Consider the following 23,110-nt stretch of genomic DNA (forward strand, 5'->3'; position numbering starts at 1 on the left):
CCCCGGGGCCCGCAATGCATCTCGACGTGCAGGACCTCAGAGAGTTCTACTACCGCAGCGCGCTGGGCCGGGCGGCGCAGGCGGCGGTGCGAAGCCGCCTCACCGCGCTCTGGCCGGAAGCGAAGGGGATGTCCGTGGCCGGCTTCGGATTCGCGGTGCCGCTTCTGCGTCCCTATCTGCGCGAGTCGCGGCGGATCGTTGCCCTGATGCCCGCGCCGCAGGGCGTCATGCCCTGGCCCGCGGGCCTGCCGAACGTCTCGGTCCTCTGCGAAGAGACGCTCTGGCCGCTCGAGACGGGTCATGTCGATCGCCTCGTCGTGATGCATGGTCTCGAGACCTCCGAACGGCCCTCGGCGGTTCTGGACGAGGCGTATCGCACCCTGGGCCCCGGCGGGCGCGCGATGTTCATCGTGCCGCACCGCGCCGGCCTCTGGTCGCGCTCGGACGCCACGCCCTTCGGCTACGGCCGGCCCTATTCGCTGGGCCAGCTCGAGGCGCAGCTCGCCGCGCACGACTTCGTTCCCGAACGGCACGCCGCGGCGCTCTTCCAGCCCCCCAGCGCGCGGCGCTTCTGGATGCGGTCGGGGCCCATGTGGGAGCGGATGGGGCGCAAGCTGCACACGGTATTCGCGGGCGGCGTGCTGCTGGTGGAGGCGGCCAAGCGCACACCGGCGCGCCCCGGCGGACTCGCCGACCGGGTGCGTGAGCCGGCCGGCGTGCTCGCGCCCGAGGCGAAGCCGGCCTGACGCGGGGCCGCGCGGCTGCTTCCTTTCATTGCGATACGGTTGCCACCTGTCGCCCGTCCGGATGCGCTCCGGGGTGCTCTTCCGCAGATGAAGCTTGCGTCGACCCATCCTGTGACCCGGCTCATACGCGGCGGCATGCGCAGGCAGCGCAGCGCGTCGGGCACCTTCGCTCGGAGGCATGCGAACGCTGACCGGGACGCCCCGCGAGTCCACTCGTGCGCCGCGGTGCGGCGTGTCCGCCCCGACCCGCCGGGCACAGGCCTCATGCACCGCCAGGTGGGCAGCCCACGAAAGGCGGGATAGGTTGTTGCCCGCCGTGAAAGCCTCTGCTACACGCACCTCGATTTTGCGGCTCGGCGCCCGGCCGGGCGCCTCAACGCCCCCGGGCGGCGCGTCCTGTGCCGCGAGCCGGGGCTTCAGAGCGGAAGGGTGGACGTGTCCGAACCTGCTTCGATTTCCTCCGGCATTGCGGCCCGCTATGCCACCGCCATCTTCGAGATCGCGCTCGAGTCGGACGCGCTCGCGGACCTCGAGGGCGGTGTGGACGATCTGAGCGCGGCGCTCGACGAGAGCGCCGATCTGCGCGCGCTGATCTCGTCGCCCCTGTATTCGCGCGACGAGCAGAAGGCGGCGATCCTTGCTGTCGCCAACAAGATGGGGCTCATGCCGGGCCTGCGCAATGCGCTGGGCCTGATGGCCGAAAAGCGCCGGCTTTTCGTGCTGCCGGCCCTCATGCGCGAGCTGCGCGAGCGCATCGCGCGCCACAAGGGCGAGGTGACCGCCGACGTCGTCTCGGCCCGGCTGCTCAGCGACGAACAGTCGAAGAAGCTTGCGGAGACGCTGCGCGCGCGCGTCGGCAAGGACGTCAAGATCAATGCCGCCGTCGATGAGGATCTCATCGGCGGCCTCGTCGTGAAGGTGGGCTCGCTGATGATCGACACTTCGGTCCGCGCGCGGCTCGACGCACTCCAGAACGCAATGAAAGAGGTCGGATAGATGGGTATCCAAGCTGCCGAGATCTCGGCGATCCTGAAGGAGCAGATCAAGTCCTTCGGCCAGGAAGCCGAAGTGGCCGAGGTCGGCCGCGTCCTCTCCGTCGGTGACGGCATCGCCCGCGTCTACGGCCTCGACAGCATCCAGGCCGGCGAGATGGTCGAGTTCCCCGGCGGCATCCGCGGCATGGCGCTGAACCTCGAGGTGGACAACGTCGGCGTCGTGATCTTCGGTTCCGACCGCGACATCGGCGAGGGCGACGTCGTCAAGCGCACCAAGTCGATCGTGGACGTGCCGGTGGGCGACGCGCTGCTGGGGCGCGTGGTGGACGCGCTGGGCCAGCCGCTCGACGGCAAGGGCGAGATCAAGGCGGCCGAGCGCCGCGTCGCCGACGTGAAGGCGCCGGGCATCATTCCGCGCAAGTCGGTGCACGAGCCGATGGCCACCGGTCTCAAGGCGATCGACGCCATGATCCCGATCGGCCGCGGCCAGCGCGAGCTCATCATCGGCGACCGCCAGACCGGCAAGACCGCCGTCGCGCTCGACACGATGCTCAACCAGAAGAGCTACAACGAGGCCGCCGGCGACGACGAGAGCAAGAAGCTCTACTGCGTCTACGTCGCGGTCGGACAGAAGCGCTCGACCGTCGCGCAGCTGGTCAAGAAGCTCGAGGAGAACGGCGCGATGGAATATTCCATCGTCGTCGCCGCGACCGCCTCGGACCCGGCGCCGATGCAGTATCTCGCGCCCTACGCCGCCTGCGCGATGGCCGAGTACTTCCGCGACAACGGCCGCCACGCGCTCATCACCTACGACGACCTGTCGAAGCAGGCCGTGGCCTACCGCCAGATGTCGCTGCTGCTGCGCCGCCCGCCGGGCCGCGAGGCCTTCCCGGGCGACGTCTTCTACCTGCACTCCCGCCTGCTCGAGCGCGCGGCGAAGATGAACGAGGACAACGGCGCCGGCTCGCTCACCGCGCTGCCGATCATCGAGACGCAGGCCGGCGACATCTCGGCCTTCATTCCGACCAACGTGATCTCGATCACCGACGGTCAGATCTTCCTCGAGACCGACCTCTTCTATCAGGGCGTGCGCCCGGCCGTGAACACCGGCCTCAGCGTGAGCCGCGTGGGCTCCTCGGCGCAGACCGCCGCGATGAAATCGGTCGCCGGCTCGCTGAAGCTGGAGCTCGCGCAGTATCGCGAGATGGCTGCCTTCGCGCAGTTCGGCTCCGACCTCGACGCCGCCACCCAGCGCCTGCTCAACCGCGGCGCGCGGCTGACCGAGCTGCTCAAGCAGCCGCAGTACTCGCCGCTCACCAACGCCGAGATCGTCTGCGTGATCTTCGCGGGCACCGAGGGCTATCTCGACAAGCTAAAGGTGGAGGACGTGGGCCGCTTCGAGGAGGGGCTGCTCAAGCACCTGCGCGGCAAGCGCAAGGATATCCTCGACTGGATCGCCGACGAGGATCCCAAGATCAAGGGCGAGGCCGCCGACAAGCTGAAGGCCGCGATCGACGAATACGCGAAAGACTTCAGCTGACCTGATCCCCAGGGACAAAGGACCAAGGCGACATGCCGAGCCTCAAGGACCTCAAGAACCGGATCGAGTCGGTCAAGTCGACCCGGAAGATCACCAAGGCCATGCAGATGGTCGCGGCGGCCAAGCTCCGCCGCGCCCAGGAAGCGGCCGAGATGTCGCGCCCCTATACCGAGCGGTTCGCCGCCGTCATGGGGCAGCTCGCGGCGAGCGTCGGCGACAGCGACACAGCGCCGAAGCTGCTGGCCGGCACGGGCAGCGATCAGACCCACCTGCTGGTGGTGATGACCGCCGAACGCGGGCTGTGCGGCGGCTTCAACGCCAATATTGCGAAGCTCGCCAAGCAGAAGGCCGCGGAGCTGATCGAGAAGGGCAAGACCGTCAAGATCCTGACCGTCGGCAAGAAGGGCCGTGACGCCCTGCGCCGCGACTGGAGCGAGTATTTCGTCGGCCACGTCGATCTGGCGGAAGTCAAGCGCGTGGGCTACGGCGACGCGCAGCGGATCGCCAAGGACATCCTTGACCGCTTCGAGGACGGCGAGTTCGACGTGGCCACGGTCTTCTTCTCGCGCTTCCAGAACGTGGTGACCCAGATCCCCACCGCGACGCAGGTCATACCGGCCGACTTCGATGCGCCCGAAGAAGGGGCCGCGACGACGCTCTACGACTACGAGCCGGGCGAGGAGGAGATCCTCGCGGAGCTGCTGCCCAAGGCCGTGGCGACGCAGATCTTCTCGGCGCTGCTCGAGAACGGCGCCTCCGAGCAGGGCGCGCGGATGACCGCGATGGACAACGCCACGCGCAACGCGGGCGAGATGATCGACAAGCTGACCATCGAATACAACCGCTCGCGTCAGGCCGCGATCACCAACGAGCTCATCGAGATCATCTCGGGCGCCGAGGCGCTCTAACGGAACCGGAGACTTCAAAATGGCGAAAGCGAAAGGCAAAGTGACGCAGGTCATCGGCGCCGTGGTGGACGTGCAGTTCGACGACCACCTGCCCGAGATCCTCAACGCGCTGGAGACCGACAACAACGGCCGCCGGCTGGTTCTGGAGGTCGCGCAGCACCTCGGCGAGAACACGGTGCGCACCATCGCGATGGACGCGACCGAAGGTCTCGTGCGCGGGCAGGAGGTGACCGACACCGACGGTCCGATCACCATGCCGGTGGGCGATGCGACGCTCGGCCGCATCATGAACGTCGTCGGCGAGCCGATCGACGAGAAGGGCCCCGTCAAGACCGAAGAGACGCGCCCGATTCACGCCCCGGCGCCGGAGTTCATCGACCAGTCGACCGAGTCGGAAATCCTCGTCACCGGCATCAAGGTGATCGACCTGCTCGCGCCCTACGCCAAGGGCGGCAAGATCGGCCTCTTCGGCGGCGCCGGCGTGGGCAAGACGGTGCTCATCCAGGAGCTCATCAACAACATCGCCAAGGTGCACTCGGGCTATTCCGTGTTCGCCGGGGTGGGCGAGCGCACGCGCGAAGGCAACGACCTTTACTACGAATTCATCGAATCCGGCGTCATCAACGAGGATGACCTCGAGAAGTCGAAGGTGGCGCTCGTCTACGGCCAGATGAACGAACCGCCGGGCGCGCGTGCCCGCGTCGCGCTGTCGGGCCTGACGCTCGCCGAGCAGTTCCGCGACCAGTCGGGAACGGACGTGCTGTTCTTCGTCGACAACATCTTCCGCTTCACGCAGGCAGGCTCCGAGGTCTCGGCGCTTCTGGGCCGCATTCCCTCGGCCGTGGGCTACCAGCCGACGCTCGCCACCGACATGGGCGCGCTGCAGGAGCGGATCACCTCGACGCGGCAGGGCTCCATCACCTCGGTGCAGGCGATCTACGTGCCCGCGGACGACCTGACCGACCCGGCGCCCGCCACCTCCTTCGCTCACCTCGACGCGACCACCGTTCTCAGCCGCGCCATCTCCGAGCTGGGCATCTACCCGGCGGTGGACCCGCTCGACTCGACCTCGCGGCTCCTCGACCCGGCCGTGATCGGCGAAGAGCACTACCAGGTCGCGCGGGACGTCCAGGGCGTTCTCCAGCGCTACAAGGCGCTGCAGGACATCATCGCCATTCTCGGGATGGACGAGCTCTCCGAAGAGGACAAGCTGACCGTGGCACGGGCACGCAAGATCCAGCGCTTCCTGTCGCAGCCCTTCGACGTCGCCGAGGTCTTCACCGGCTCGCCCGGCGTCCAGGTCTCGCTCGAGGACACGATCTCGTCGTTCAAGGCCGTGGTGGCGGGCGAATACGACCACCTGCCCGAGGGCGCCTTCTACATGGTCGGCGGCATCGAGGACGTGAAGGCCAAGGCCGAGAAGATGGCGGCCGAGGCCGCCTGAGCCCGATGATCCATGCGCCCCGGCCCTGCGCCGGGGCGACCCCTTCGAGGAGAGAGCATGGCTGACACGATGCAATTCGATCTCGTGAGCCCAGAGCGCCGGGTGGCCTCGATGGCGGCGACCGAGGTGGAGATCCCCGGCGCCGAGGGCGACATGACGGCGATGGCGGGCCACACGCCCACGATCACCACGCTGCGGCCCGGTCTTCTGAAGGCGCGCGGCCCGGAGGGCGAGGGCGAGTATGTCGTGACCGGCGGCTTCGCCGAGATCGGGGCCGAGGGCGTCACCGTGCTCGCCGAACGCGCCGTGCCCCGTGCCGACATGACGCAGGAGCATCTCGACGAGATGATCGCCGAGGCGCGCGAGGCGCACGCGAAGGCGAAGGAAGTCTTCCAGAACGAGCCCGGCCCGGTGGACGACGCCGCCAAGCTGCTCGCCGACATGGTGGCGGTCGGCTCGCATATCGGGCTCGACACCCGCCAGGCGAGTCTCTGAAGCCACGATCGCAGACGGTTACGCATAGGCCCCGCTCCGGCGGGGCCTTTTCGCTTGAACCGGCCGCGATGATGGTCGACCGTGTCGTGCCGGCTGCCAAGCCATCGGCAGGAGCGCCATGAAGACCTTCGAATCCCGGCCACTCGGTATCGATCAGGGCGAGGCCACGCTCTTTTCCGACTATGCCGACGGAGGCCCGATGTGGACTGGCGACGGCGCGCGCGCGCGGCGCCATCGCGTGAGCTTTTCCCGCCCCTTCGCCACGCGGCCTGTCGTGCACGTCTCGGTCACGTTGTGGGATTTCGACAAGGGCGCGAACGCGCGCGCGGAACTCTCGGCCGAACGCGTGTCGGAAGAGGGCTTCGACATCGTCTTCCGCACCTGGGCTGACACGCGGATCGCCCAGATCCGCGTGGGCTGGATCGCGCTGGGCCAGATGCCGAACCCGGACGACTGGACGCTCTACTGAGACCGGCCTCGATGCGGGGGCGCGTCAGTCCTTGAACTGGCCCTCGTAGAGCGGTTCGAGCATCTCGGTGTTGAAGAGCGACGAGACCGAGGTGCCGTTCCAGATGTTCAGGATCGCCTGGGCGAAGACCGGCGCCGTCGGCACGATGCGGATGTTGCGCGCGCCCTTGACCGCCTCGGTCGGCGCGATCGTGTCGGTGATCACGAGGCTCTTCATGACCGAGTTCGTGATCCGCTCGACCGCCGGGCCGGAGAGAACGCCGTGCGTGATGTAGGCGTGCACCTCCTCTGCGCCGTTCTCCATCAGCACCTCGGCCGCCTTGGCCAGTGTGCCCGCCGTGTCGCAGAGGTCGTCCACGATCAGGCAGCGCCGCCCCGCGACCTCGCCGATCACGGTCATGCCCGCCACTTCGCCGGCCTTCTCGCGGCGCTTGTCCACGATGGCGAGTTGACCGCCGATGCGTGTGGCCAGTTCGCGTGCGCGGGCCACGCCGCCCACGTCCGGCGAGACCACCGTGACCTCGTCGAGATGACCATTGAACCGCTCGGCGATGTCGAGGGCGAAGACGGGGGCGGCATAGAGGTTGTCCACGGGGATGTCGAAAAAGCCCTGGATCTGGGCCGCGTGCAGATCCATCGTGAGCACTCGCTCGATCCCGGCCTCGACCATCATGTTGGCCACCAGCTTGGCCGAGATCGGCGTGCGCGCCTTGGTGCGCCGGTCCTGCCGCGCGTAACCGAAGTAGGGGATCACCGCCGTGATCCGCGCCGCCGAGGACCGTCGCAGCGCGTCGGTCATGATCAGCAGCTCCATGAGGTTGTCGTTGGCGGGGTTCGAGGTCGGCTGGATGATGAACATGTCCTCGCCGCGGACGTTCTCGAAGACCTCGACGAAGATTTCCGCGTCGTTGAACCGCTCGACCCGGGCGTCCACCAGCTCGACGTTCATGCCGCGATGCAGGGACATCCGGCGCGCGATGGCGCGTGCGAGCGGCAGGTTCGCGTTGCCCGAGATCAGCTTGGGCTCGACGGGATTGGGCATGACAGGGGGCTCCGTCCGAAGGGGGCGCTTGACAGATTCGTGACGTTGACACCGCTTAGCACGCGCCTAGGGTGGCGCAAAGCCGGCGGTCGGGGAGAGGCGCTTTGGCCCGTATCGACTACTATTTTTCCACCCTTTCGCCCTTCGCCTATCTCGCGGGCGACCGGCTTGAGCAGATCGCCGCGCGCCACGGGGCCGAGATCGTCTACAAGCCCGTCGACATCCTCGCGCTCTTCGCGCGCACGGGCGGCACGCCACCGGCCGAGCGGCACCCGTCGCGGCAGGCCTACCGGCTGCAGGAGCTCAGGCGGCAGGCGAAGAAGCGCGACATGCCCATCGTGCTCCAGCCCGCGCATTTCCCCACGAACGCCGCCCCTTCCTCCTATGCCGTCATCGCCGCGCAGCAGGACGGCAGCGGCGACACCGGCGCGCTGGTGAGGGCCATCCTCACCGCCTGCTGGGCGGACGAACGCGATATCGCCGAGGACGCGGTGGTGCGGGACTGCCTTGAGCGCGCGGGCTTCGATCCCGCGCTGGCCGATCGCGGCCTTCTGGCCGGCGCAGAGACCTATGGCCGCAATCTCGAGGCGGCGGTCGAGGCCGGCGTCTTCGGCTCGCCCTTCTACGTCGTGGGAGAAGAGCGGTTCTGGGGCCAGGACCGGCTCGAGGATCTCGACCTGCATCTCGGCGGACAGCTCTGAGGATGGGCGTGCAGGCGGCCGGGCCGGCCACCGCGGGCGGTTTTCCGACCTATCTGCGCCGCTGGGGCGCAGGGCCCCGCGCGGCGCTGCTCATCCATTGCTCGCTCGGCCAGTCCGCACTCTGGGCGGAGGTCGCGGAACGGCTCGCCGACGCGCTCGCGCTCACCGCCTTCGACCTGCCGGGCCACGGCCGCGCGGGCGACTGGGCGGGGCGGGGCGACGTGCAGGCGCAGGCCGTGGCGATGGCGGCCGAGCTGATCGAGGACGAGGCCGATCTGATCGGCCACTCCTTCGGCGCCACGGTGGCGCTCAGGCTCGCCGTCGAGCAGCCCGAGAAGGTGCGCAGCCTGACGCTGATCGAGCCGGTCTTCTTTCAGCTCCTGCCGGAGGATCGGCCCGATCTGATCGCCCGTCACGATGCCGAGATGGCGGACTATTCTGCCGCGGTCGCGCGCGGCGACTGGGCCGAGGCCGCGCGACTCTTCATGGCGAAATGGGGTGACGCGCGTCCCTGGGAGGGCCTCACGGCGCAGCAGCGCGAGACGCTTGCCCGACGGATTCGCGTGGTCGAGGCGGCCTCGGAGGTGATCCGCGCCGATGGCGGCGGAGTGTTCCGCTCCGGCGCGCTGGGGGGTGTCGCCGCGCCGGTGCTGCTGATCGACGGCGCCGAAAGCCCTGCCTACATCGCCGCGATCGACGAGGGGCTCGTCGCGCGCATTCCCGGTGCCCGGCGCGTGACGATCGCAGGGGCGGGCCACATGGCGCCGGTGACGCATCCCGAGACCGTGGCGCGCGAGATCCGTCGTTTCCTGGGCTTGCCGGAGGGCGGGCGGCCCTCCGCTGACGCGGAGTCCCAAAGGCTGATCGGGGACGATTGAAAGGGGCTCTCAGCCGCCGCGTCTGCGGCCGATCCGGGGCTCGGTGCCTGCCCGCATGCGGGCGATGTTCTCGCGGTGGCGCCACAGCACGACGACGGCCAGCGCGGCGGCGAGCGCCACCGTCTCGCCCCGGCCGAGGAGCGCCGCCCAGAGCGGCGAGAGCACGGCCGCAACCAGGGCAGAGAGCGAAGAGATGCGCGCGATCGCGGCGGTCGCGAGCCATGTCGCGCAGGCGGCGAGGCCGACGGGCCAGGCGAGCGCCAGCAGCGTGCCGAGGAAGGTCGCCACACCCTTGCCGCCCTGGAACCGCAGCCAGACCGGAAAGCAATGCCCGAGGAAGGCGCAGAGCCCCGCGATCTGCGCGGCATCCTCGCCCGCCAGCCCCCGCGCGAGCAGCACCGCCGCCGCGCCCTTGCCGCTGTCGAGGATCAGCGTCGCCGCCGCCGCGCTCTTGCTGCCCGTGCGCAGCACGTTGGTCGCGCCGATGTTGCCGGAGCCGATCGCACGCAGGTCACCCAGCCCGAAGACGCGCGTGATGACGAGGCCGAAAGGCACCGAGCCCAGCAGATAGCCGGCAGCAGCCCAGAAAACCAGCAGCGTCCATGCACTCTCGATCGCCGGCATCAGGCCTCTCCGTGGATGCGGCGGCCGCCGACCCAGGTGCCGAGCACCCGGCCTTGCAGGCGGGCGCCGTCGAAGGGGGTGTTCTTGGACTTGGAGTGCATGGTCCAGCGGTCGAGCACGAAGGGCGCGTCCGGGTCGAAGAGCACCAGATCGGCCGGCGCGCCCTCGCCGAGCGTGCCGGCCTCGAGCCCGAGGCGGCGCGCGGGATTGAGCGCCATCGCGCGGAAGAGCTCCGGCAGGGTCAGCTGGCCCGCATGGAACAGCCGCAGCGCTGCGGGCAGAAGAGTCTCGAGCCCCACCGCGCCCGCCGCCGCCTCCTCGAAGGGCAGGCGCTTGCTTTCCTCGTCCTGGGGCGTGTGCATCGAGCAGAGCACGTCGATCAGGCCCCTGCGCAGCGCCTCGACCGCGGCGAGCCGGTCGTCTTCGGAGCGCAGCGGGGGCGTAAGCTTGAAGAAGGTGCGATAGTCGGCCACGTCGAGCTCGTTGAGAGTCAGGTGATGGATGCTGACGCCCGCCGTGACGTCGAGTCCGTTGCGCTTCGCCCGTTCCAGCGCGGGCAGGGCGCGGGCGGTGGTGATCTGGTCGAAATGCACGCGCGCGCCGGTCATCTCGACGAGCGCGATGTCCCGGTCGATCCCCATGCGCTCGGCCATGGGCGAGACCGCGGGCAGCCCCTTGAGCGTGGCGAACTTGCCCGAGGTCGCGGCCGCGCCCTGCGACAGCCCCGGCTCCTGCGGATGCGTGACGACCAGCGCGCCGAGGCCCTTCGCGTAGGTCAGGGCGCGGGCAAGGATGCGGCTCCGGGCCACGACGCGCGTGGCGTCGGTGAAGGCGATGGCGCCCGCATCCAGCAGGAATCCGATCTCGGTCATCTCCTCGCCGGCGCAGCCCTTGGTGAGCGCGGCCATCGGACGAATGCGCACGCTCGCGGCCTCGGCGGCGCGGCGGCGGACGAACTCCAGCGCCTCGGGGTTGTCGAGCGGCGGCACCGTGTCGGGCCGCGTGATCAGCGTCGTGACACCACCGGCGGCGGCCGCCCGGCCCGCGGAGCGGAAGCTTTCCTTGTGGCGCTCGCCGGGCTCGCCGATCTTCACGCCCCAATCGACGATACCTGGCGCGAGGCATTTGCCGCGCGCGTCGATCCGCTCGTCGGCCCCGGGCGGGGCCTCCTCGCGGCCCACGGCCGCGATCCGGCCGTCGCGCATAAGCAGCCAGCCGCGCGTCTCGCTCTGCGCCTCGGGGTCGATCAGGCGGGCGTTCTCGATGAGCGTCGCGGTCACAGATCCCTCCCCGCTGCCGTACGGATCGCGGCAAGCGCCGCGTCACGGTCGGCGAGATACTTGATGAGATGCTTGTCGCCGCCGCGCGTGACCACCTGCACGGCGCTGCCGAGGGTGTTGAGCCGCGCGATCCGGTCGAGGGGGACGTGCCGCCCGCCGGGGCCGTGCAGCGCGCCGTCCTCCAGCCGCCATTCGTGCGACAGCTCCTCGGAGGCGAGATACCAGGCGCGCACCCCCACCGCGGCGAGCCCGGCCACCGCGCCGGTCCAGACATGCGGGTTGCCGATCGCCCAGAGCACCGCCATGGCGCCGGCCATCGCCAGCGCCGCCATCCAGGCGTGGTCACGGATATAGGTGGCCCGGTCCGGGCGGAAGGTCGTGCTCATCCGCCGGCTCCGACGAGCGCGGCGGCGAGCAGGAAGCCCAGCACGACCAGCACGATCGTGCCCAGCAGCCAGCGCCGAAGCCGTCCCGACCCCTCGGCCCCGGGCGGGATCGGCGCGGGCGAGAGCGTGCCGCGTGCGGCCCCCGTGCCGAGCGCGACATGCGGTGTCTCCGCCGCGGCCTCGGTGAGCCGCGCGACGAAGCGGAGCGGCGCGCGCACCGCGAGCGTCTGCGCCGCGCCGCCGAAGGCGCGCGACATGACCACCGCGACATGGCCGGTCATCGCGTCAAGCCGTCCCCGCAGATGCACGAGCTGATCCTCGGGGATCCCGTAGCCCTCGGCGAGATAGGTCGAGAGCGGCATCGCGCCGAGATCGGACAGGCGGAACACCTCCGCATACGTCCGGTCGAAGGGGTCGGCACCGAGCGCTGCCGCGAGGGGATCTTCCCCCTCGGGCTCGCGCCAGCGCGCGGCCTCTGCCGGCTCGAGATCGAGCGCGAACAGGCGGATCACGCCGGCTTCATGCGCGGGAACCTCGATGCACTCGCTCATGCCGTGGCCTCCGCCGTCGCCGCGCGCCAGTTCCGCGCGAGCAGGTGCATTGCCGCCATGCGGACCGCTACCCCCATCTCGACCTGCTCGCGGATCACCGAGCGGTTGATGTCGTCGGCCAGCGTCCCGTCGATCTCCACCCCGCGGTTCATCGGGCCGGGGTGCATCACGATGGCGTCGGACTTCGCGAAGGCGAGCTTGTCGTGATCGAGCCCGTAGCGGTGGTAGTATTCCCGCTCCGAGGGCACGAAACCGCCGTCCATCCGCTCCTTCTGCAGGCGCAGCATCATCACCACGTCGACGTCCCTCAGCCCCTCCTCCATGTCCTCGAAGACCTCGACGCCGAAGGCCTCGATGCCCGCCGGCAGCAGCGTGGGCGGCGCGATCAGGCGGATGCGGCTTTCCATTCGGTTGAGCAACAGGATGTTGGAGCGCGCGACGCGGGAATGCGCGATGTCGCCGCAGATCGCCACGGAGAGCCGGTGGAGCCGCCCCTTCGCGCGACGGATGGTCAGCGCGTCGAGCAGCGCCTGGGTCGGGTGCTCGTGCCGGCCGTCGCCGGCGTTGAGCACCGCGCAGGTTACCTTTTCGGCCAGCAGGTTCACCGCGCCGGAATGCGGATGCCGCACCACGAGCAGGTCGGGCCCCATCGCGTTGAGCGTCGTCGCCGTATCGATGAGCGTCTCGCCCTTCTTCAGCGACGAGGCCTGCATGGCCATGTTCATCACGTCCGCGCCGAGCCGCTTTCCGGCCAGCTCGAAGCTCGCCTGCGTGCGGGTGGAGGCCTCGAAGAACATGTTGATCTGCGTGGCGCCGGCCAGCGCGTCGGCGTGGCGGGCGGGCTGACGGTTGAAGTCGACGTAGCTGTCCGCGAGGTCGAGGATCTCGGTGATCGCCGCGGGGCTCAGCGACTCGATGCCAAGCAGATGTCGGTCGGTGAAGCCCATGCGCGCCCTCTTCGCCGGCTGGCGCCCGTATAGGCGGCGCAGGCAAATGGGGCAAGGCGTGGCGGCGACGCTGCGGCGGTCCCACGGAAGAAGGATTTTCGTTCGAAAATTCTTCGGTCGGCGGGTGTCCGAAAGATCTTCGTACGAAGATTTTTCTGCCTGTTGGCGCCGCGCGACGGGGCTGGCGGCGGGCGGCCGCGGCGCCTAGTCTTGCGCCATGGACACGGCGCTGGACTGGCATACCGCGAGGGCCCTGCTGGAGTGGCAGGTGGAGCTCGGTGCGACGGACGCGATCTGCGACGCGCCCGTGGATCGCTTCGCGGCAGCCGAAGAGGCGCGGCGCGCGTCCGAGCGCCCGGCCGAAGCCCCGGCGGCCTCGGCCCGCGGGGAGGCTGCTCCCGATCCCGTGGCCGAGGCGGAGGCGGCGGCGCAGGCGGCAGCGGATCTGCCGGCCCTCCGCGCTGCGCTCGCGGCCTATCCGCATTGCGCGCTGAAGCAGGGCGCGCGAAATCTCGTCTTCGCCGACGGCCTTCCTGGGGCGCGGGTGATGATCGTGGGCGAGGCGCCGGGCCGGGAAGAAGATCTCGAGGGCCGGCCTTTCGTGGGGCGGGCCGGGCGGCTGCTCGACCGGATGCTCGCGGCGATCGGTCTCGACCGGAGCGCGGAAGCGGCCGATCGAGGTGTCTACATCACGAACGTCCTGCCCTGGCGCCCGCCGCGCAACCGCGAACCCACGGCCGAGGAGACAGCGATGATGCTGCCCTTCCTGCGTCGGCACGTGGAGCTCGCCGCGCCCGAGGTTCTGGTGATCATGGGCAACTCCAGCGCGCAGGCGCTTCTGGGCCGGAAGGGGATCACCCGGATGCGCGGGCGGTGGGACGAGGCGCTGGGGCGGCCGGCGCTGCCGATGCTGCATCCGGCCTACCTGCTGCGGAATCCGCACGCCAAGCGCATGGCCTGGGAGGACATGCTGACGCTCGCCGAGCGGCTGGAGGCAGGGTGATCGACCCGCTGATCCTGCTGGCCTTCCTGCCCGCGGCGCTGGCGCTCAACCTGACGCCGGGGGCGGACATGATGTTCGCCCTCGGGCAGGGTCTCTCCGGCGGGCGCGCCTCGGCCGTGGCGGCGAGCGCGGGCATCTCGCTGGGCGTGATGATCCACGCCGCGGCGGCGGGACTGGGCCTCGCCGCTCTGATCGCGGCGGCGCCGGCGGCGCTCGAGGCGATCCGCTGGCTGGGCGCGGCCTATCTGCTGTGGCTGGCGGCGCAGGCGCTGCGGGTGCAGGCCGCGCGGCCCGACGTCCCTGCCGCGCGGCCGGCGCGGGCCTTTCGCGCCGGGCTCGCCGTCAATCTGCTCAACCCCAAGGTGATCCTCTTCACGCTCGCCTTCCTGCCGCAGTTCGTGCGGCCCGAGGCGGACGCGATCCTCGCGCAGTTCCTGATCCTGGGCGCGCTGCTTGCGCTCGGCGGCTTTCTCGTCAACACGCTGGTCGGGCTCATGGCGGGCGGCGTGGCGGCGCGGTTCGCGCGGGACGGCCGCTTCCAGCGGATCGCGGCGATCGTCTCGGCCACCATCTTCGGGCTTCTTGCGTTGCGCCTCGTCCTCGGCGCAAGGTCGGCGGCATGAGCCGGATCGACGACTCGCGCGACTTCATGCCCGTCCGCATCGCGCTGCTGACGGTCAGCGACACGCGCACGCCGGACGATGACCGTTCGGGCGCCGCCTTGCTCGAGCGGATCGAGGCGGCGGGCCACGTGCTGGCCGACCGGCGCATTCTGCCCGACGAACGAGAGATGATCGCCGAACAGCTGCGCCGCTGGATCGCGGACCCGCAGGTGGATGTGGTGATCTCGACCGGCGGGACCGGGCTCACCGGCCGGGACGTGACCGTGGAGGCGCATCGCGACGTCTACGAGAAGGAGATCGAGGCCTTCGGCACGATCTTCGCGCTCGTCTCTTGGCACAAGATCGGCACCTCCGCGGTGCAGAGCCGGGCGACGGGCGGCGTGGCGCAGGGTACCTATCTCTTCGCGCTGCCGGGCAGCCCCTCGGCCTGCCGCGACGCCTGGGACGAGATCCTCGGCGCGCAGTTCGATTACCGTCACCGTCCCTGCAACTTCGTCGAGATCCTGCCGCGGCTCGACGAGCATCAGCGCCGGAAGTGACCGGGTTCCGGACCCTCGGCGCGCTGCCCGAGGTCGAGGGTTGGCGCGGCGCGCTCGTGATGGCGCAGGACGAAGCGGGCCGCGTGCTCATGCAGTTGCGCGACGACCGGCACGACATCGCCGCGCCGGGGCAATGGGGCATGTTCGGCGGCGGAGTCGAGCCGCAGGAGACGCTGGTGGAGGCGGCGGTGCGCGAATTCCGCGAGGAGACGGGCATCTGGCTCTCGGAGGATGAACTCGCGCCGCTCGTGCGCGTGCCCTCGCACGCGCGCCCCGACGGCGTTCTCTACGTCTTCCACACGGACCGCAGCATCGCGCCGCGCGACGTGCGGCTTGGCGAAGGGGCCGGCTTCGCCTTCCTGACGCCCGCGCAGCTTCTTCGGTTCGAGGTGATCGCGCCGCTGCGCCCGCTCTTCGCCGAGATGTTCGACTGACGCCGCGACGGAAGGGCGCAGCGGGCGCGCGGCGAAACAGCGGGCTTGGGAATTCCGGGCGGCTGCCTATCTGCGTAGTCTGGCCCCAAAGGGGTCGTTCGAGGACGACGGATGAGATTTCTCAGACAGAGCGCGTTGGGGCTGTTTCTGGTGTCGGCGACGCTGGGACTGCTCTTCTATGCCGGTGCGCTGATCCAGGGCGCGGTGCAGGATCGCATGGCCGACGAGCCACGCGTGCCGCAGGCGCGCGAGCGGGTCTTCGCCGTGGATGTCGTGCGCGCGACGGCCGGCACCGAGACGCCCGTGCTCACCGCCTTCGGCGAGGTGCAGAGCCGGCGGACGCTCGAGCTGCGCGCGGCGACGGGGGGACGGGTCGTCGCCCTGTCGGACAGTTTCGTGGAAGGCGGGCACGTCACCGAAGGCGAGGTGCTCGTGCGGATCGATCCGGCGGACGCACAGGCGGGGCTCGACCGCGCCCAGGCCGATCTCATGGATGCCGAGGCAGAGGCGCGCGAGGCCGAGCGTGCGCTGGGCCTCGCGCAGGACGAGCTGGCCGCCGCGCGCGAGCAGGCCGAACTGCGCGAGCGCGCGCTTTCGCGGCAGCGGGATCTGGCGGAGCGCGGCGTGGGAACTGCCGCCACCGTGGAGGCGGCCGAACTGGCCGCCTCTTCGGCGCGGCAGGCCGTGGTGGCGCGGCGGCAGGCGGTGGCACAAGCCGAAGCGCGCGTCGATCAGGCCGAGACGCGGATCGCGCGCAGCGAGATCGCTCTCGACGAGGCCCGACGGCGGCTCGCCGATACCGTTCTGCGGGCGGATTTCGACGGATCGCTCGCGGAGGTCGCGGCGATCGAGGGCGGTCTCGTCTCCGCCAACGAGCGCCTGGCGCGGCTGATCGACCCGGATGCGCTCGAGGTCGCCCTGCGCGTCTCGACGCCGCAATATGCCCGCCTGCTGGACGACGCGGGCGCATTGCGGCAGGCGCCGGTCGAGGTGCGGCTTGACGTGTTCGGCGCCGATCTGACCGCGACGGGGCGTCTCAGCCGCGACAGCGCCGCCGTCGGGCAGGGGCAGACGGGTCGGCTCCTCTTCGCGCGGCTCGAGGGCGCGCGCGGGTTCAAGCCGGGGGATTTCGTCACCGTGCGGATCGAGGAGCCGCCCCTGCCGGAGGTCGTGCGCCTTCCGGCCACGGCGCTCGACGCCGGTGGAACGGTTCTGGTTCTGGGCGAAGAAGACCGTCTCGAGACGATGCCGGTGACGTTGCTGCGGCGGCAGGGAGACGACGTGCTGGTGCGCGCGCCCGGCCTCGCAGGGCGGCAGGTGGTGGCCGCGCGCACGCCCCTGCTTGGCCCTGGCGTGAAGGTGCGCCCGGTCGAGTCCGGCCAGGCCGCCGCGCCGGCGCCGGAGCCGACGCTCGAGCTTTCGGAGGAGCGCCGTGCGCGGCTGGTGGCCTTCATCCGCGACAACCGCGAGATGCCGGAGGCGGCCAAGGCGCGCATCCTCGCGCGGCTGGCCGAGCCGGAGGTGCCGGTCCGTATCGTCGAGCGCATCGAATCGCGGATGGGGGGCTGAGGCGGTGGCCCGGGACATTCCCGCAGGCGCGGGCGGCGTTCTGTCCTACTTCACGCGCCATCCGACGCTGGCCAACCTGCTGCTGGTGCTCATGCTGGTTGCAGGGCTGGTGTCGTTCCCCAACATGCGGGCGCAGTTCTTTCCGGACGTGGTGGTGGACGACGTCGCCGTCTCGGTCGTCTGGCGAGGCGCGGGGGCCGAGGATGTGGACTCGGCCATCGTGCAGGTGCTCGAGCCCGCGCTCCTGAGCGTCGAGGGCGTCGAGAGCACCGAGTCCACCTCACGCGAGGGACGCGCGAGCATCCGCGTGGACTTCGAGCCCGGCTGGGAGATGTCGCGCGCCGCGGACGACGTCCAGACGGCGGTGGACCAGATCACCACCCTTCCCGAAGAGGCCGAGGAGCCCGAGGTGCGCCGCGGCGCGTGGCGCGACCGGGTGACGGATGTGGTCATCACGGGGCCCGTGGGGGTCGAACAGCTCGCGCGCTACGCCGACGAACTGGTGGCGCGTCTCTTCGTCGAGGGCGTCACGCGCACCACGATCCGCGGGCTCGCCGCGCCCGAGATGGTGGTCGAGGTGCCGCAGGCCGCGCTCGTCGCCCACGATCTGACCATGCAGGAGATCGCGGCGGCCATCGCGGCGGAGGTGAACGCCGATCCCGCGGGCGACGTGTCGGACGCGACGACGCGCGTGCGCACCGGCGTGGAGAAGCGGAGCGCCGACGAAATCGCGGGAATCGTGCTGCGTTCGGACCCGTCCGGCGGTTCGCTCACCATCGGCGAGGTGGCGACGGTGCGTGTCGAGGGCGCCGATCGCGAGCGCAGCTATTTCGTGGGCGACAACCCGGCGATGTCGATTCGCGTGGACCGTTCCGACCGGGGCGACGCCATCGGAATCCAGCGTACGGTGGAAGAGGTTGCGGCCGAACTTCAGGCGACCCTGCCCGAGGGCGTGAGCGTGGATCTGATCCGCACGCGGGCGGATTACATCACCGGCCGGCTCGACATCCTGATCGACAACGGGCTCATGGGCCTTGGGCTCGTGGTGCTGCTGCTCTTCCTGTTCCTTAACGCGCGGACGGCCTTCTGGGTCGCCGCCGGCATCCCGACCGCGATGTTCGCGGCCATCGCGGTGATGTATGCCGCGGGCCTCACCATCAACATGATCTCGCTCTTCGCGCTGATCATCACGCTGGGCATCGTGGTGGACGACGCCATCGTGGTGGGCGAGCATGCCGATCACCGCAATCGCAATCTCGGCGAGCCGCCGGTGGTCGCGGCCGAGAACGCGGCGCGGCGCATGGCGATGCCGGTCTTCGCGGCCACCCTGACCACGGTGATCGCCTTCTTCGCGCTGGTGGCCGTCGGGGGGCGCTTCGGCGACCTGATCGCCGACATCCCCTTCACCGTGATCGCCGTGCTGCTGGCGAGTCTGGTCGAGTGCTTCCTGATCCTGCCCAACCACATGAGCCACGCGTTGAAGGCCGCGGACAGGCGGCACTGGTACGACTGGCCCTCGCGCCAGGTGAACCGCGGATTTCGCCTCGTCCGCGAGCGGCTCTTCCGGCCGTTCATGGGGCTCGTCGTGCGGGCGCGTTACGTCGTGCTCGCCGGCGCTGTCGCGGTTCTGGCGAGCCAGGTGGCGCTGGTGATGACGGGCGAGGTGCCCTGGCGCTTCTTCAACGCCCCCGAGCGGAGCTCGGTGACGGGCAACTTCGCCATGGCGGCCGGCGCCACGCGCGAGGACAGCCTCGAGCAGATGGCCGAGATGCAGCGCGCGGTCGAGGAACTGGCCGCCGAATACGAGGCGGACTACGGGCGCGATCCGGTGCTCTACGTGCTGGCCGAGGTCGGCGGCAACGCCGGCTGGGGCATGGCGGGGACCGATACCAAGGAGCCGCATCAGCTGGGCGGCATCTCGATCGAGCTGATCGACGCAGACCTGCGTCCCTATTCCGCCTTCGCCTTCGTGGGGGCCTTGCAGGAGCGCGTCGTCCAGCACCCGATGGCCGAGACGGTCAGCTTCCGCGGCTGGCGTTCGGGGCCGGGGGGCGACGCGCTCGACGTGCAGTTCTACGGCGCCGAGGCCGAGACGCTGAAGGCCGCGGCCGAGGATCTCGAGACGGCCGTTGCGCGCTTTCCCGAGGTCTCGGGCGTCGAGGACAACCTCGCCTACGACAAGGAGGAGCTGATCCTCGAGCTCACGCCGCAGGGGCAGGCGCTGGGCTTTTCCACAGACGCGCTGGGCCGCGTGCTGCGGAACAGGCTGGGCGGGATCGAGGCGGCCACCTACCCGGCCGGCCCGCGCAGTGCGGCGATCCGCGTTGAACTTCCCGAGGGCGAACTGACGGCGGATTTCCTGGAGCGCACGCAGCTGCGCACGCCGGCGGGCGCCTACGTGCCGCTGGCCGATATCGTCTCGGTCGAGCGGCGCACCGGCTTCTCGACCGTGCGGCGCGAGAACGGGCTGCGGGTGGTCTCCGTGACCGGCGACATCGACATGGACGACGCCGCGCGCGCCGCCGAGATCCGGACCGCACTCGAAGAAGAGATCCTGCCCGCCATCGCCGCCGAGCGACAGGTGGACTGGCGCCTCGCCGGACTTTCGGAGCAGGAAGATGCGTTTCTCTCGGACGCGCTGACCGGCCTGCTGCTGTGCCTCACCGGCATCTATCTCGCGCTCGCCTGGATCTTCGGCAGCTGGACGCGGCCGGTCGTCGTCATGGCGGTGATCCCTTTCGGCCTCGTGGGGGCCGTCTGGGGCCACCACGCCTGGGGCGTTCCGCTGTCGATGTTCTCGGTCGTGGGCCTGCTCGGCATGACGGGCATCATCATCAACGACTCCATCGTGCTGGTGACGACGATCGACGAGAAGGCCCGCACGCGCGGGCTTTTCCCCGCCATCGTGGACGGCGCGGCGGATCGGCTCAGGCCGGTGATGCTGACCACGGCGACCACCGTGCTGGGGCTCACGCCGCTGCTCTACGAAGGGTTGAGCCAGGCGGAATTCCTCAAGCCCACGGTCATAACGCTCGTCTACGGGCTGGGCTTCGGCATGCTGCTGGTTCTGCTGCTGGTGCCGGCGCTGGTGGCGATGCAGGCCGATGCCGGCCGCCCGCTGCAGGCCTTCCGCCGTGCGCTGCGCCACCCGCGGCGCGTGCCGCGCGGCGGGTTCGCGTTGGGCCTGTTCGCGGCGCTCGCCTGGCTGGGGGCGACGCTCGGCTGGACCGCGGTGACCGGCGCGCTGGCGCCGCCGCTGGCCGAGGTCTGGCCGCCGCTCGCCGCGATGCCGCCGCTGGGGGCGGCGCTGCTGTGCTACCTGGCGGGGGTGGCGGCCCTGGCGCTGGTCACGCTGTTCGGCACCTTCGCCGCCGCGCGCGTTGCATCCCGCCGCGCGACCTGAGCGCGCGGGCCCTCAGTCGGCGGGGCAGCCGCGGATTTCGACCGCGGTGCCATCGCCCAGCAGCGTGATGCGCACCGCGCCGCGGTCGATGGCGAAGCCTTCGCCGCTCATGTGTTCCATCCGGCTGGCCGCGGCGAGCACGTCCGGCGCGAGCCGCGCGAGCTCGGGCTCGGAGGCCCAGATCTGCGGATCGCCGGGCTCGATCACCGCGGCCTCGGTCAGCGCGGCGCGCGGCATCTCGATCTCGGCGGTAAGCGCGAGCCCGCGCTCCGTCGCCTCCATCCGGCAGGTGACCTGCCGCACCCCGGCCTCCTCGGCGCTCAGTGGCCGCGCGGCGAGGGCCGCGGCGATGGCAGGGTCCGGCCGGGCGGCCCCGGCGGGAAGCTTGCCCTGCACGCTGATCTGCGCCGGGATGCAGATATCCTCGCAAACCCCAAGCGCGATCTCGGCCGAGAGGTGGATGGCCTCGCCGGGCTGCGCCGGCGAGACGCGCAGGGGAAGCACGACCTCGTCGGCATAGACGATCGTGCGCATGCCGTTCTGGTCGAAGACCTCGGGCACCGGCCAGGCGATCTCGACGCCGTCGAGATTTGCGGACCCGCCCCAGTCGAAGCTCGGCGGGATGCCGGCGTCTCCCGGCGCGCGCCAGTAGGTCTTCCAGCCGGGCGCGAGCGACAGCCGCAGCCCGGCCATATGCGTGCCGTCGGCGAGCCGCCATCCTGGCAGGATCTCCCCCTCGATCACGTCGAGGGCATGGGCAGGCGCAGGCAGGGCCAGCGCGGCCGCCACGGCGGCGGCGAGAAATGGGCGAGCAGTCATGCCGCCCACATTGCGCAGCCGACGCGCTTTGCCAAGTCATACCCTGTCACGTTGCGGCGAGCGCGCGGCCTTGAACCCTTCATCTGCCGGGGTCATGTTGATTCAGCCGAACAGAGAGGGCCGATGGCCGAGAGCACGCAACTTACCGGAAAGCTGCTGATCGCGATGCCCGCGATGGGCGATCCGCGCTTCGAGCGGGGCGTCGTCTTCGTCTGCGCGCATTCCGAGGAGGGGGCGATGGGCCTCATCCTCAACAAGCCGACCGATGACGTGACGCTCGCCGATCTGTTCGAGCAGCTCTCGATAGAGTCGGGGCCCGACGCGCGCCAGATGCGCGTGCATTTCGGCGGTCCGGTCGAGACGGGGCGCGGATTCGTGCTGCACGGGCCGGACTACACCTCGTCGCTGTCCACGCTCCAGGTCGACGAGCGCTTCGGCATGACCGCGACGCTCGACATCCTCGAGGAATTCGCGCGCGGCGCGGGGCCGGCGCAGGCGTTCATGGCGCTGGGTTACGCGGGCTGGGGACCGGGCCAGCTCGAATCGGAACTGGCGCAGAACGCCTGGCTGACGACCGAGGCCACGCCGGATCTCGTTTTCTCCGAGGACGACGCTGGCAAGTGGCAGGCGGCACTCGGCACGCTGGGGATCGACGCGCTCATGCTCTCGGGCAGCGGCGGCCGCGCCTGAGGCAGCGCATATCGCTCCCGAACGAATGGCGGCTCAACCACGCGGCGCGGCGGCACGGCGCAGCCGGTCGTTGATCGCGACGCCGAGGCCGGTTTCCGGGATGGGCGAGACGGCGATGACCGCCTCTCCGTCGTCGAGCGCATGCAGGTGGTGGAAGAGATTGGCCGCCGCCTCCGCCAGATCGCCCGCCGCCGAGAGATTGAGGTCGCAGTCCACCGGCCCGAAGCCCAGCCGCCGCTCGCCCGGCCGCCAGTCGGTCGCGTCGAGCCGGAGTGCGGCCCGTGGCGCGTAATGCGAGGCGAGCTGTCCGGGCGAGTCCGGGCGCTCCGGGTTCTGCGCAGGCTCCGCCACCGCTTGCCCGAGCACCGCCTCGATCGCTTCGCCTGGCACCCCGCCCGGCCGCAGCAGCCGCGGCGCGGGATCGAGCGCGAGGATCGTCGATTCGACGCCCACGGGGCAGGGGCCCGCGTCCAGCACCGCCGCGACCCTGGGGCCGAGGCCCGCGACGACATGCGCCGGCGTCGTTGGGCTGAGCTGCCCGGAGGGATTCGCCGAAGGGGCTGCGACCGGGCCGCCGAAGGCCCTGAGCAGCGCCAGCGTCGCCGCCCGGTCGGGCACCCGCACCCCCAGCGTGTCGAGCCCGGCGGTGACCCGCGGCGAGAGCCCGTGCCCCTCGCGGAGCGGCAGGACGAGGGTGAGCGGCCCGGGCCAGAACGCCTGTGCGAGCGCCTCGGCCCGGTCGGACCAGCGCACGAGCTCCCGCGCCGCGGCCGCATCGGCGACATGGGCGATCAGCGGATTGAAGTCGGGCCGTCCCTTGGCGGCGAAGATCGCGGCAACGGCGGCGTCGTTGCGCGCGTCGGCCGCGAGGCCGTAGACCGTCTCGGTCGGGATCGCGACGAGGTCCCCCGCACGCAGGAGCGCCACGGCGCGGGCGATGCCGGCGTGATCGGGAGCGAGGCGTTCGGGGCGGTCGGGCATCACTGACGCGGCGTAGAAGTTGCAGGGCGCGCGCTTTGGCCTAG

The 23,110-nt window shown here is 70.8% G+C and carries 24 protein-coding genes; 16 read left to right on the plus strand and 8 right to left on the minus strand.

Annotation, left to right across the window (positions count from 1 at the left end; translation table 11 throughout):
* The first annotated feature begins 14 nt into the window (after positions 1–14).
* The 7 genes from DRV85_RS08195 to DRV85_RS08225 all read left to right on the plus strand — a co-directional run bounded on the left by DRV85_RS08195 (position 15) and on the right by DRV85_RS08225 (position 6,597).
* Complete coding sequence (locus DRV85_RS08195; protein WP_113288957.1) at positions 15–746, plus strand: methyltransferase domain-containing protein; 732 nt, start codon at positions 15–17, stop codon at positions 744–746.
* Positions 747–1,175: 429 nt separating this feature from the next.
* A complete protein-coding gene (locus tag DRV85_RS08200; RefSeq protein ID WP_113288958.1) occupies positions 1,176–1,742 on the plus strand; it encodes a F0F1 ATP synthase subunit delta in 567 nt (188 codons plus the stop codon).
* Entirely contained in the window at positions 1,743–3,281 is a 1,539-nt protein-coding gene (atpA, locus tag DRV85_RS08205) for a F0F1 ATP synthase subunit alpha (RefSeq protein ID WP_113288959.1), read from the plus strand.
* 32 nt (positions 3,282–3,313) lie between these two features.
* A complete protein-coding gene (locus tag DRV85_RS08210; RefSeq protein ID WP_113288960.1) occupies positions 3,314–4,189 on the plus strand; it encodes a F0F1 ATP synthase subunit gamma in 876 nt (291 codons plus the stop codon).
* A 19-nt stretch (positions 4,190–4,208) separates the two neighbouring features.
* On the plus strand, positions 4,209–5,633 hold the full coding sequence (gene atpD / locus DRV85_RS08215; protein ID WP_113288961.1) for a F0F1 ATP synthase subunit beta: 1,425 nt from the start codon (positions 4,209–4,211) through the stop codon (positions 5,631–5,633).
* 57 nt (positions 5,634–5,690) lie between these two features.
* Positions 5,691–6,128 carry a F0F1 ATP synthase subunit epsilon gene (locus tag DRV85_RS08220; protein ID WP_113288962.1) on the plus strand — a complete coding sequence of 146 codons (438 nt, stop codon included), beginning with the start codon at positions 5,691–5,693 and terminating at the stop codon, positions 6,126–6,128.
* A 118-nt stretch (positions 6,129–6,246) separates the two neighbouring features.
* On the plus strand, positions 6,247–6,597 hold the full coding sequence (locus DRV85_RS08225) for an H-type lectin domain-containing protein (protein WP_113288963.1): 351 nt from the start codon (positions 6,247–6,249) through the stop codon (positions 6,595–6,597).
* A 24-nt stretch (positions 6,598–6,621) separates the two neighbouring features.
* Here DRV85_RS08225 and DRV85_RS08230 read toward each other — a convergent pair whose 3' ends face one another.
* Entirely contained in the window at positions 6,622–7,638 is a 1,017-nt protein-coding gene (locus DRV85_RS08230) for a ribose-phosphate pyrophosphokinase (protein ID WP_113288964.1), read from the minus strand.
* A 104-nt stretch (positions 7,639–7,742) separates the two neighbouring features.
* On the opposite strand from DRV85_RS08230, the gene DRV85_RS08235 reads away from it, so the two are divergent.
* Complete coding sequence (locus DRV85_RS08235) at positions 7,743–8,339, plus strand: 2-hydroxychromene-2-carboxylate isomerase (RefSeq protein ID WP_113288965.1); 597 nt, start codon at positions 7,743–7,745, stop codon at positions 8,337–8,339.
* A gap of 2 nt (positions 8,340–8,341) precedes the next feature.
* The gene (locus DRV85_RS08240) at positions 8,342–9,217 is read left to right on the plus strand and encodes an alpha/beta fold hydrolase (protein WP_113288966.1); all 876 of its coding nucleotides are present in this window, start codon (positions 8,342–8,344) and stop codon (positions 9,215–9,217) included.
* Positions 9,218–9,226: 9 nt separating this feature from the next.
* On the opposite strand, the gene plsY is transcribed toward DRV85_RS08240, so the two are convergent.
* Genes plsY through DRV85_RS08265 form a run of 5 tightly spaced genes read right to left on the minus strand, consistent with a single transcriptional unit; the run spans position 9,227 to position 13,005 of the window.
* On the minus strand, positions 9,227–9,841 hold the full coding sequence (gene plsY / locus DRV85_RS08245; protein ID WP_113288967.1) for a glycerol-3-phosphate 1-O-acyltransferase PlsY: 615 nt from the start codon (positions 9,839–9,841) through the stop codon (positions 9,227–9,229).
* Positions 9,841–11,121: a dihydroorotase gene (gene pyrC, locus DRV85_RS08250; RefSeq protein ID WP_113288968.1), complete on the minus strand. Its 1,281-nt coding sequence runs from the start codon at positions 11,119–11,121 to the stop codon at positions 9,841–9,843. Before pyrC ends, plsY begins: the two co-directional genes overlap by 1 nt.
* On the minus strand, positions 11,118–11,507 hold the full coding sequence (locus DRV85_RS08255; protein ID WP_113288969.1) for a hypothetical protein: 390 nt from the start codon (positions 11,505–11,507) through the stop codon (positions 11,118–11,120). Before DRV85_RS08255 ends, pyrC begins: the two co-directional genes overlap by 4 nt.
* Complete coding sequence (locus DRV85_RS08260; protein ID WP_113288970.1) at positions 11,504–12,058, minus strand: hypothetical protein; 555 nt, start codon at positions 12,056–12,058, stop codon at positions 11,504–11,506. The genes DRV85_RS08255 and DRV85_RS08260 overlap by 4 nt, the downstream gene beginning before the upstream one ends.
* Positions 12,055–13,005 (minus strand): aspartate carbamoyltransferase catalytic subunit, encoded by a 951-nt coding sequence (locus DRV85_RS08265; RefSeq protein ID WP_113288971.1) that lies wholly within the window; start codon positions 13,003–13,005, stop codon positions 12,055–12,057. Before DRV85_RS08265 ends, DRV85_RS08260 begins: the two co-directional genes overlap by 4 nt.
* 217 nt (positions 13,006–13,222) lie before the next feature.
* Here DRV85_RS08265 and DRV85_RS08270 point away from each other — a divergent pair, with 217 nt between their 5' ends.
* From DRV85_RS08270 to DRV85_RS08295, 6 genes are all read left to right on the plus strand, one after another.
* Positions 13,223–14,008: a uracil-DNA glycosylase gene (locus DRV85_RS08270; RefSeq protein ID WP_113288972.1), complete on the plus strand. Its 786-nt coding sequence runs from the start codon at positions 13,223–13,225 to the stop codon at positions 14,006–14,008.
* Positions 14,005–14,631 carry a LysE family translocator gene (locus DRV85_RS08275; protein ID WP_113288973.1) on the plus strand — a complete coding sequence of 209 codons (627 nt, stop codon included), beginning with the start codon at positions 14,005–14,007 and terminating at the stop codon, positions 14,629–14,631. Before DRV85_RS08270 ends, DRV85_RS08275 begins: the two co-directional genes overlap by 4 nt.
* Complete coding sequence (gene moaB / locus DRV85_RS08280; protein ID WP_113288974.1) at positions 14,628–15,170, plus strand: molybdenum cofactor biosynthesis protein B; 543 nt, start codon at positions 14,628–14,630, stop codon at positions 15,168–15,170. Before DRV85_RS08275 ends, moaB begins: the two co-directional genes overlap by 4 nt.
* A complete protein-coding gene (locus DRV85_RS08285; protein WP_113288975.1) occupies positions 15,167–15,604 on the plus strand; it encodes an NUDIX domain-containing protein in 438 nt (145 codons plus the stop codon). The genes moaB and DRV85_RS08285 overlap by 4 nt, the downstream gene beginning before the upstream one ends.
* A gap of 111 nt (positions 15,605–15,715) precedes the next feature.
* Positions 15,716–17,173 carry an efflux RND transporter periplasmic adaptor subunit gene (locus DRV85_RS08290; protein WP_113288976.1) on the plus strand — a complete coding sequence of 486 codons (1,458 nt, stop codon included), beginning with the start codon at positions 15,716–15,718 and terminating at the stop codon, positions 17,171–17,173.
* A gap of 4 nt (positions 17,174–17,177) precedes the next feature.
* The gene (locus DRV85_RS08295) at positions 17,178–20,576 is read left to right on the plus strand and encodes an efflux RND transporter permease subunit (RefSeq protein ID WP_113288977.1); all 3,399 of its coding nucleotides are present in this window, start codon (positions 17,178–17,180) and stop codon (positions 20,574–20,576) included.
* Between the two features lie 12 nt (positions 20,577–20,588).
* Here the strand turns inward: DRV85_RS08295 and DRV85_RS08300 are convergent, their stop codons facing one another.
* A complete protein-coding gene (locus DRV85_RS08300) occupies positions 20,589–21,395 on the minus strand; it encodes a protein-disulfide reductase DsbD domain-containing protein (RefSeq protein WP_113288978.1) in 807 nt (268 codons plus the stop codon).
* A 123-nt stretch (positions 21,396–21,518) separates the two neighbouring features.
* Between DRV85_RS08300 and DRV85_RS08305 the strand changes: the two genes are divergently transcribed.
* Positions 21,519–22,085: a YqgE/AlgH family protein gene (locus DRV85_RS08305; protein ID WP_113288979.1), complete on the plus strand. Its 567-nt coding sequence runs from the start codon at positions 21,519–21,521 to the stop codon at positions 22,083–22,085.
* Positions 22,086–22,118: 33 nt separating this feature from the next.
* On the opposite strand, the gene DRV85_RS08310 is transcribed toward DRV85_RS08305, so the two are convergent.
* A complete protein-coding gene (locus DRV85_RS08310; protein ID WP_113288980.1) occupies positions 22,119–23,066 on the minus strand; it encodes an L-threonylcarbamoyladenylate synthase in 948 nt (315 codons plus the stop codon).
* Positions 23,067–23,110: the final 44 nt, after the last annotated feature.

The sequence above is a fragment of the Rhodosalinus halophilus genome (assembly GCF_003298775.1).
Lineage (GTDB): Bacteria > Pseudomonadota > Alphaproteobacteria > Rhodobacterales > Rhodobacteraceae > Rhodosalinus > Rhodosalinus halophilus.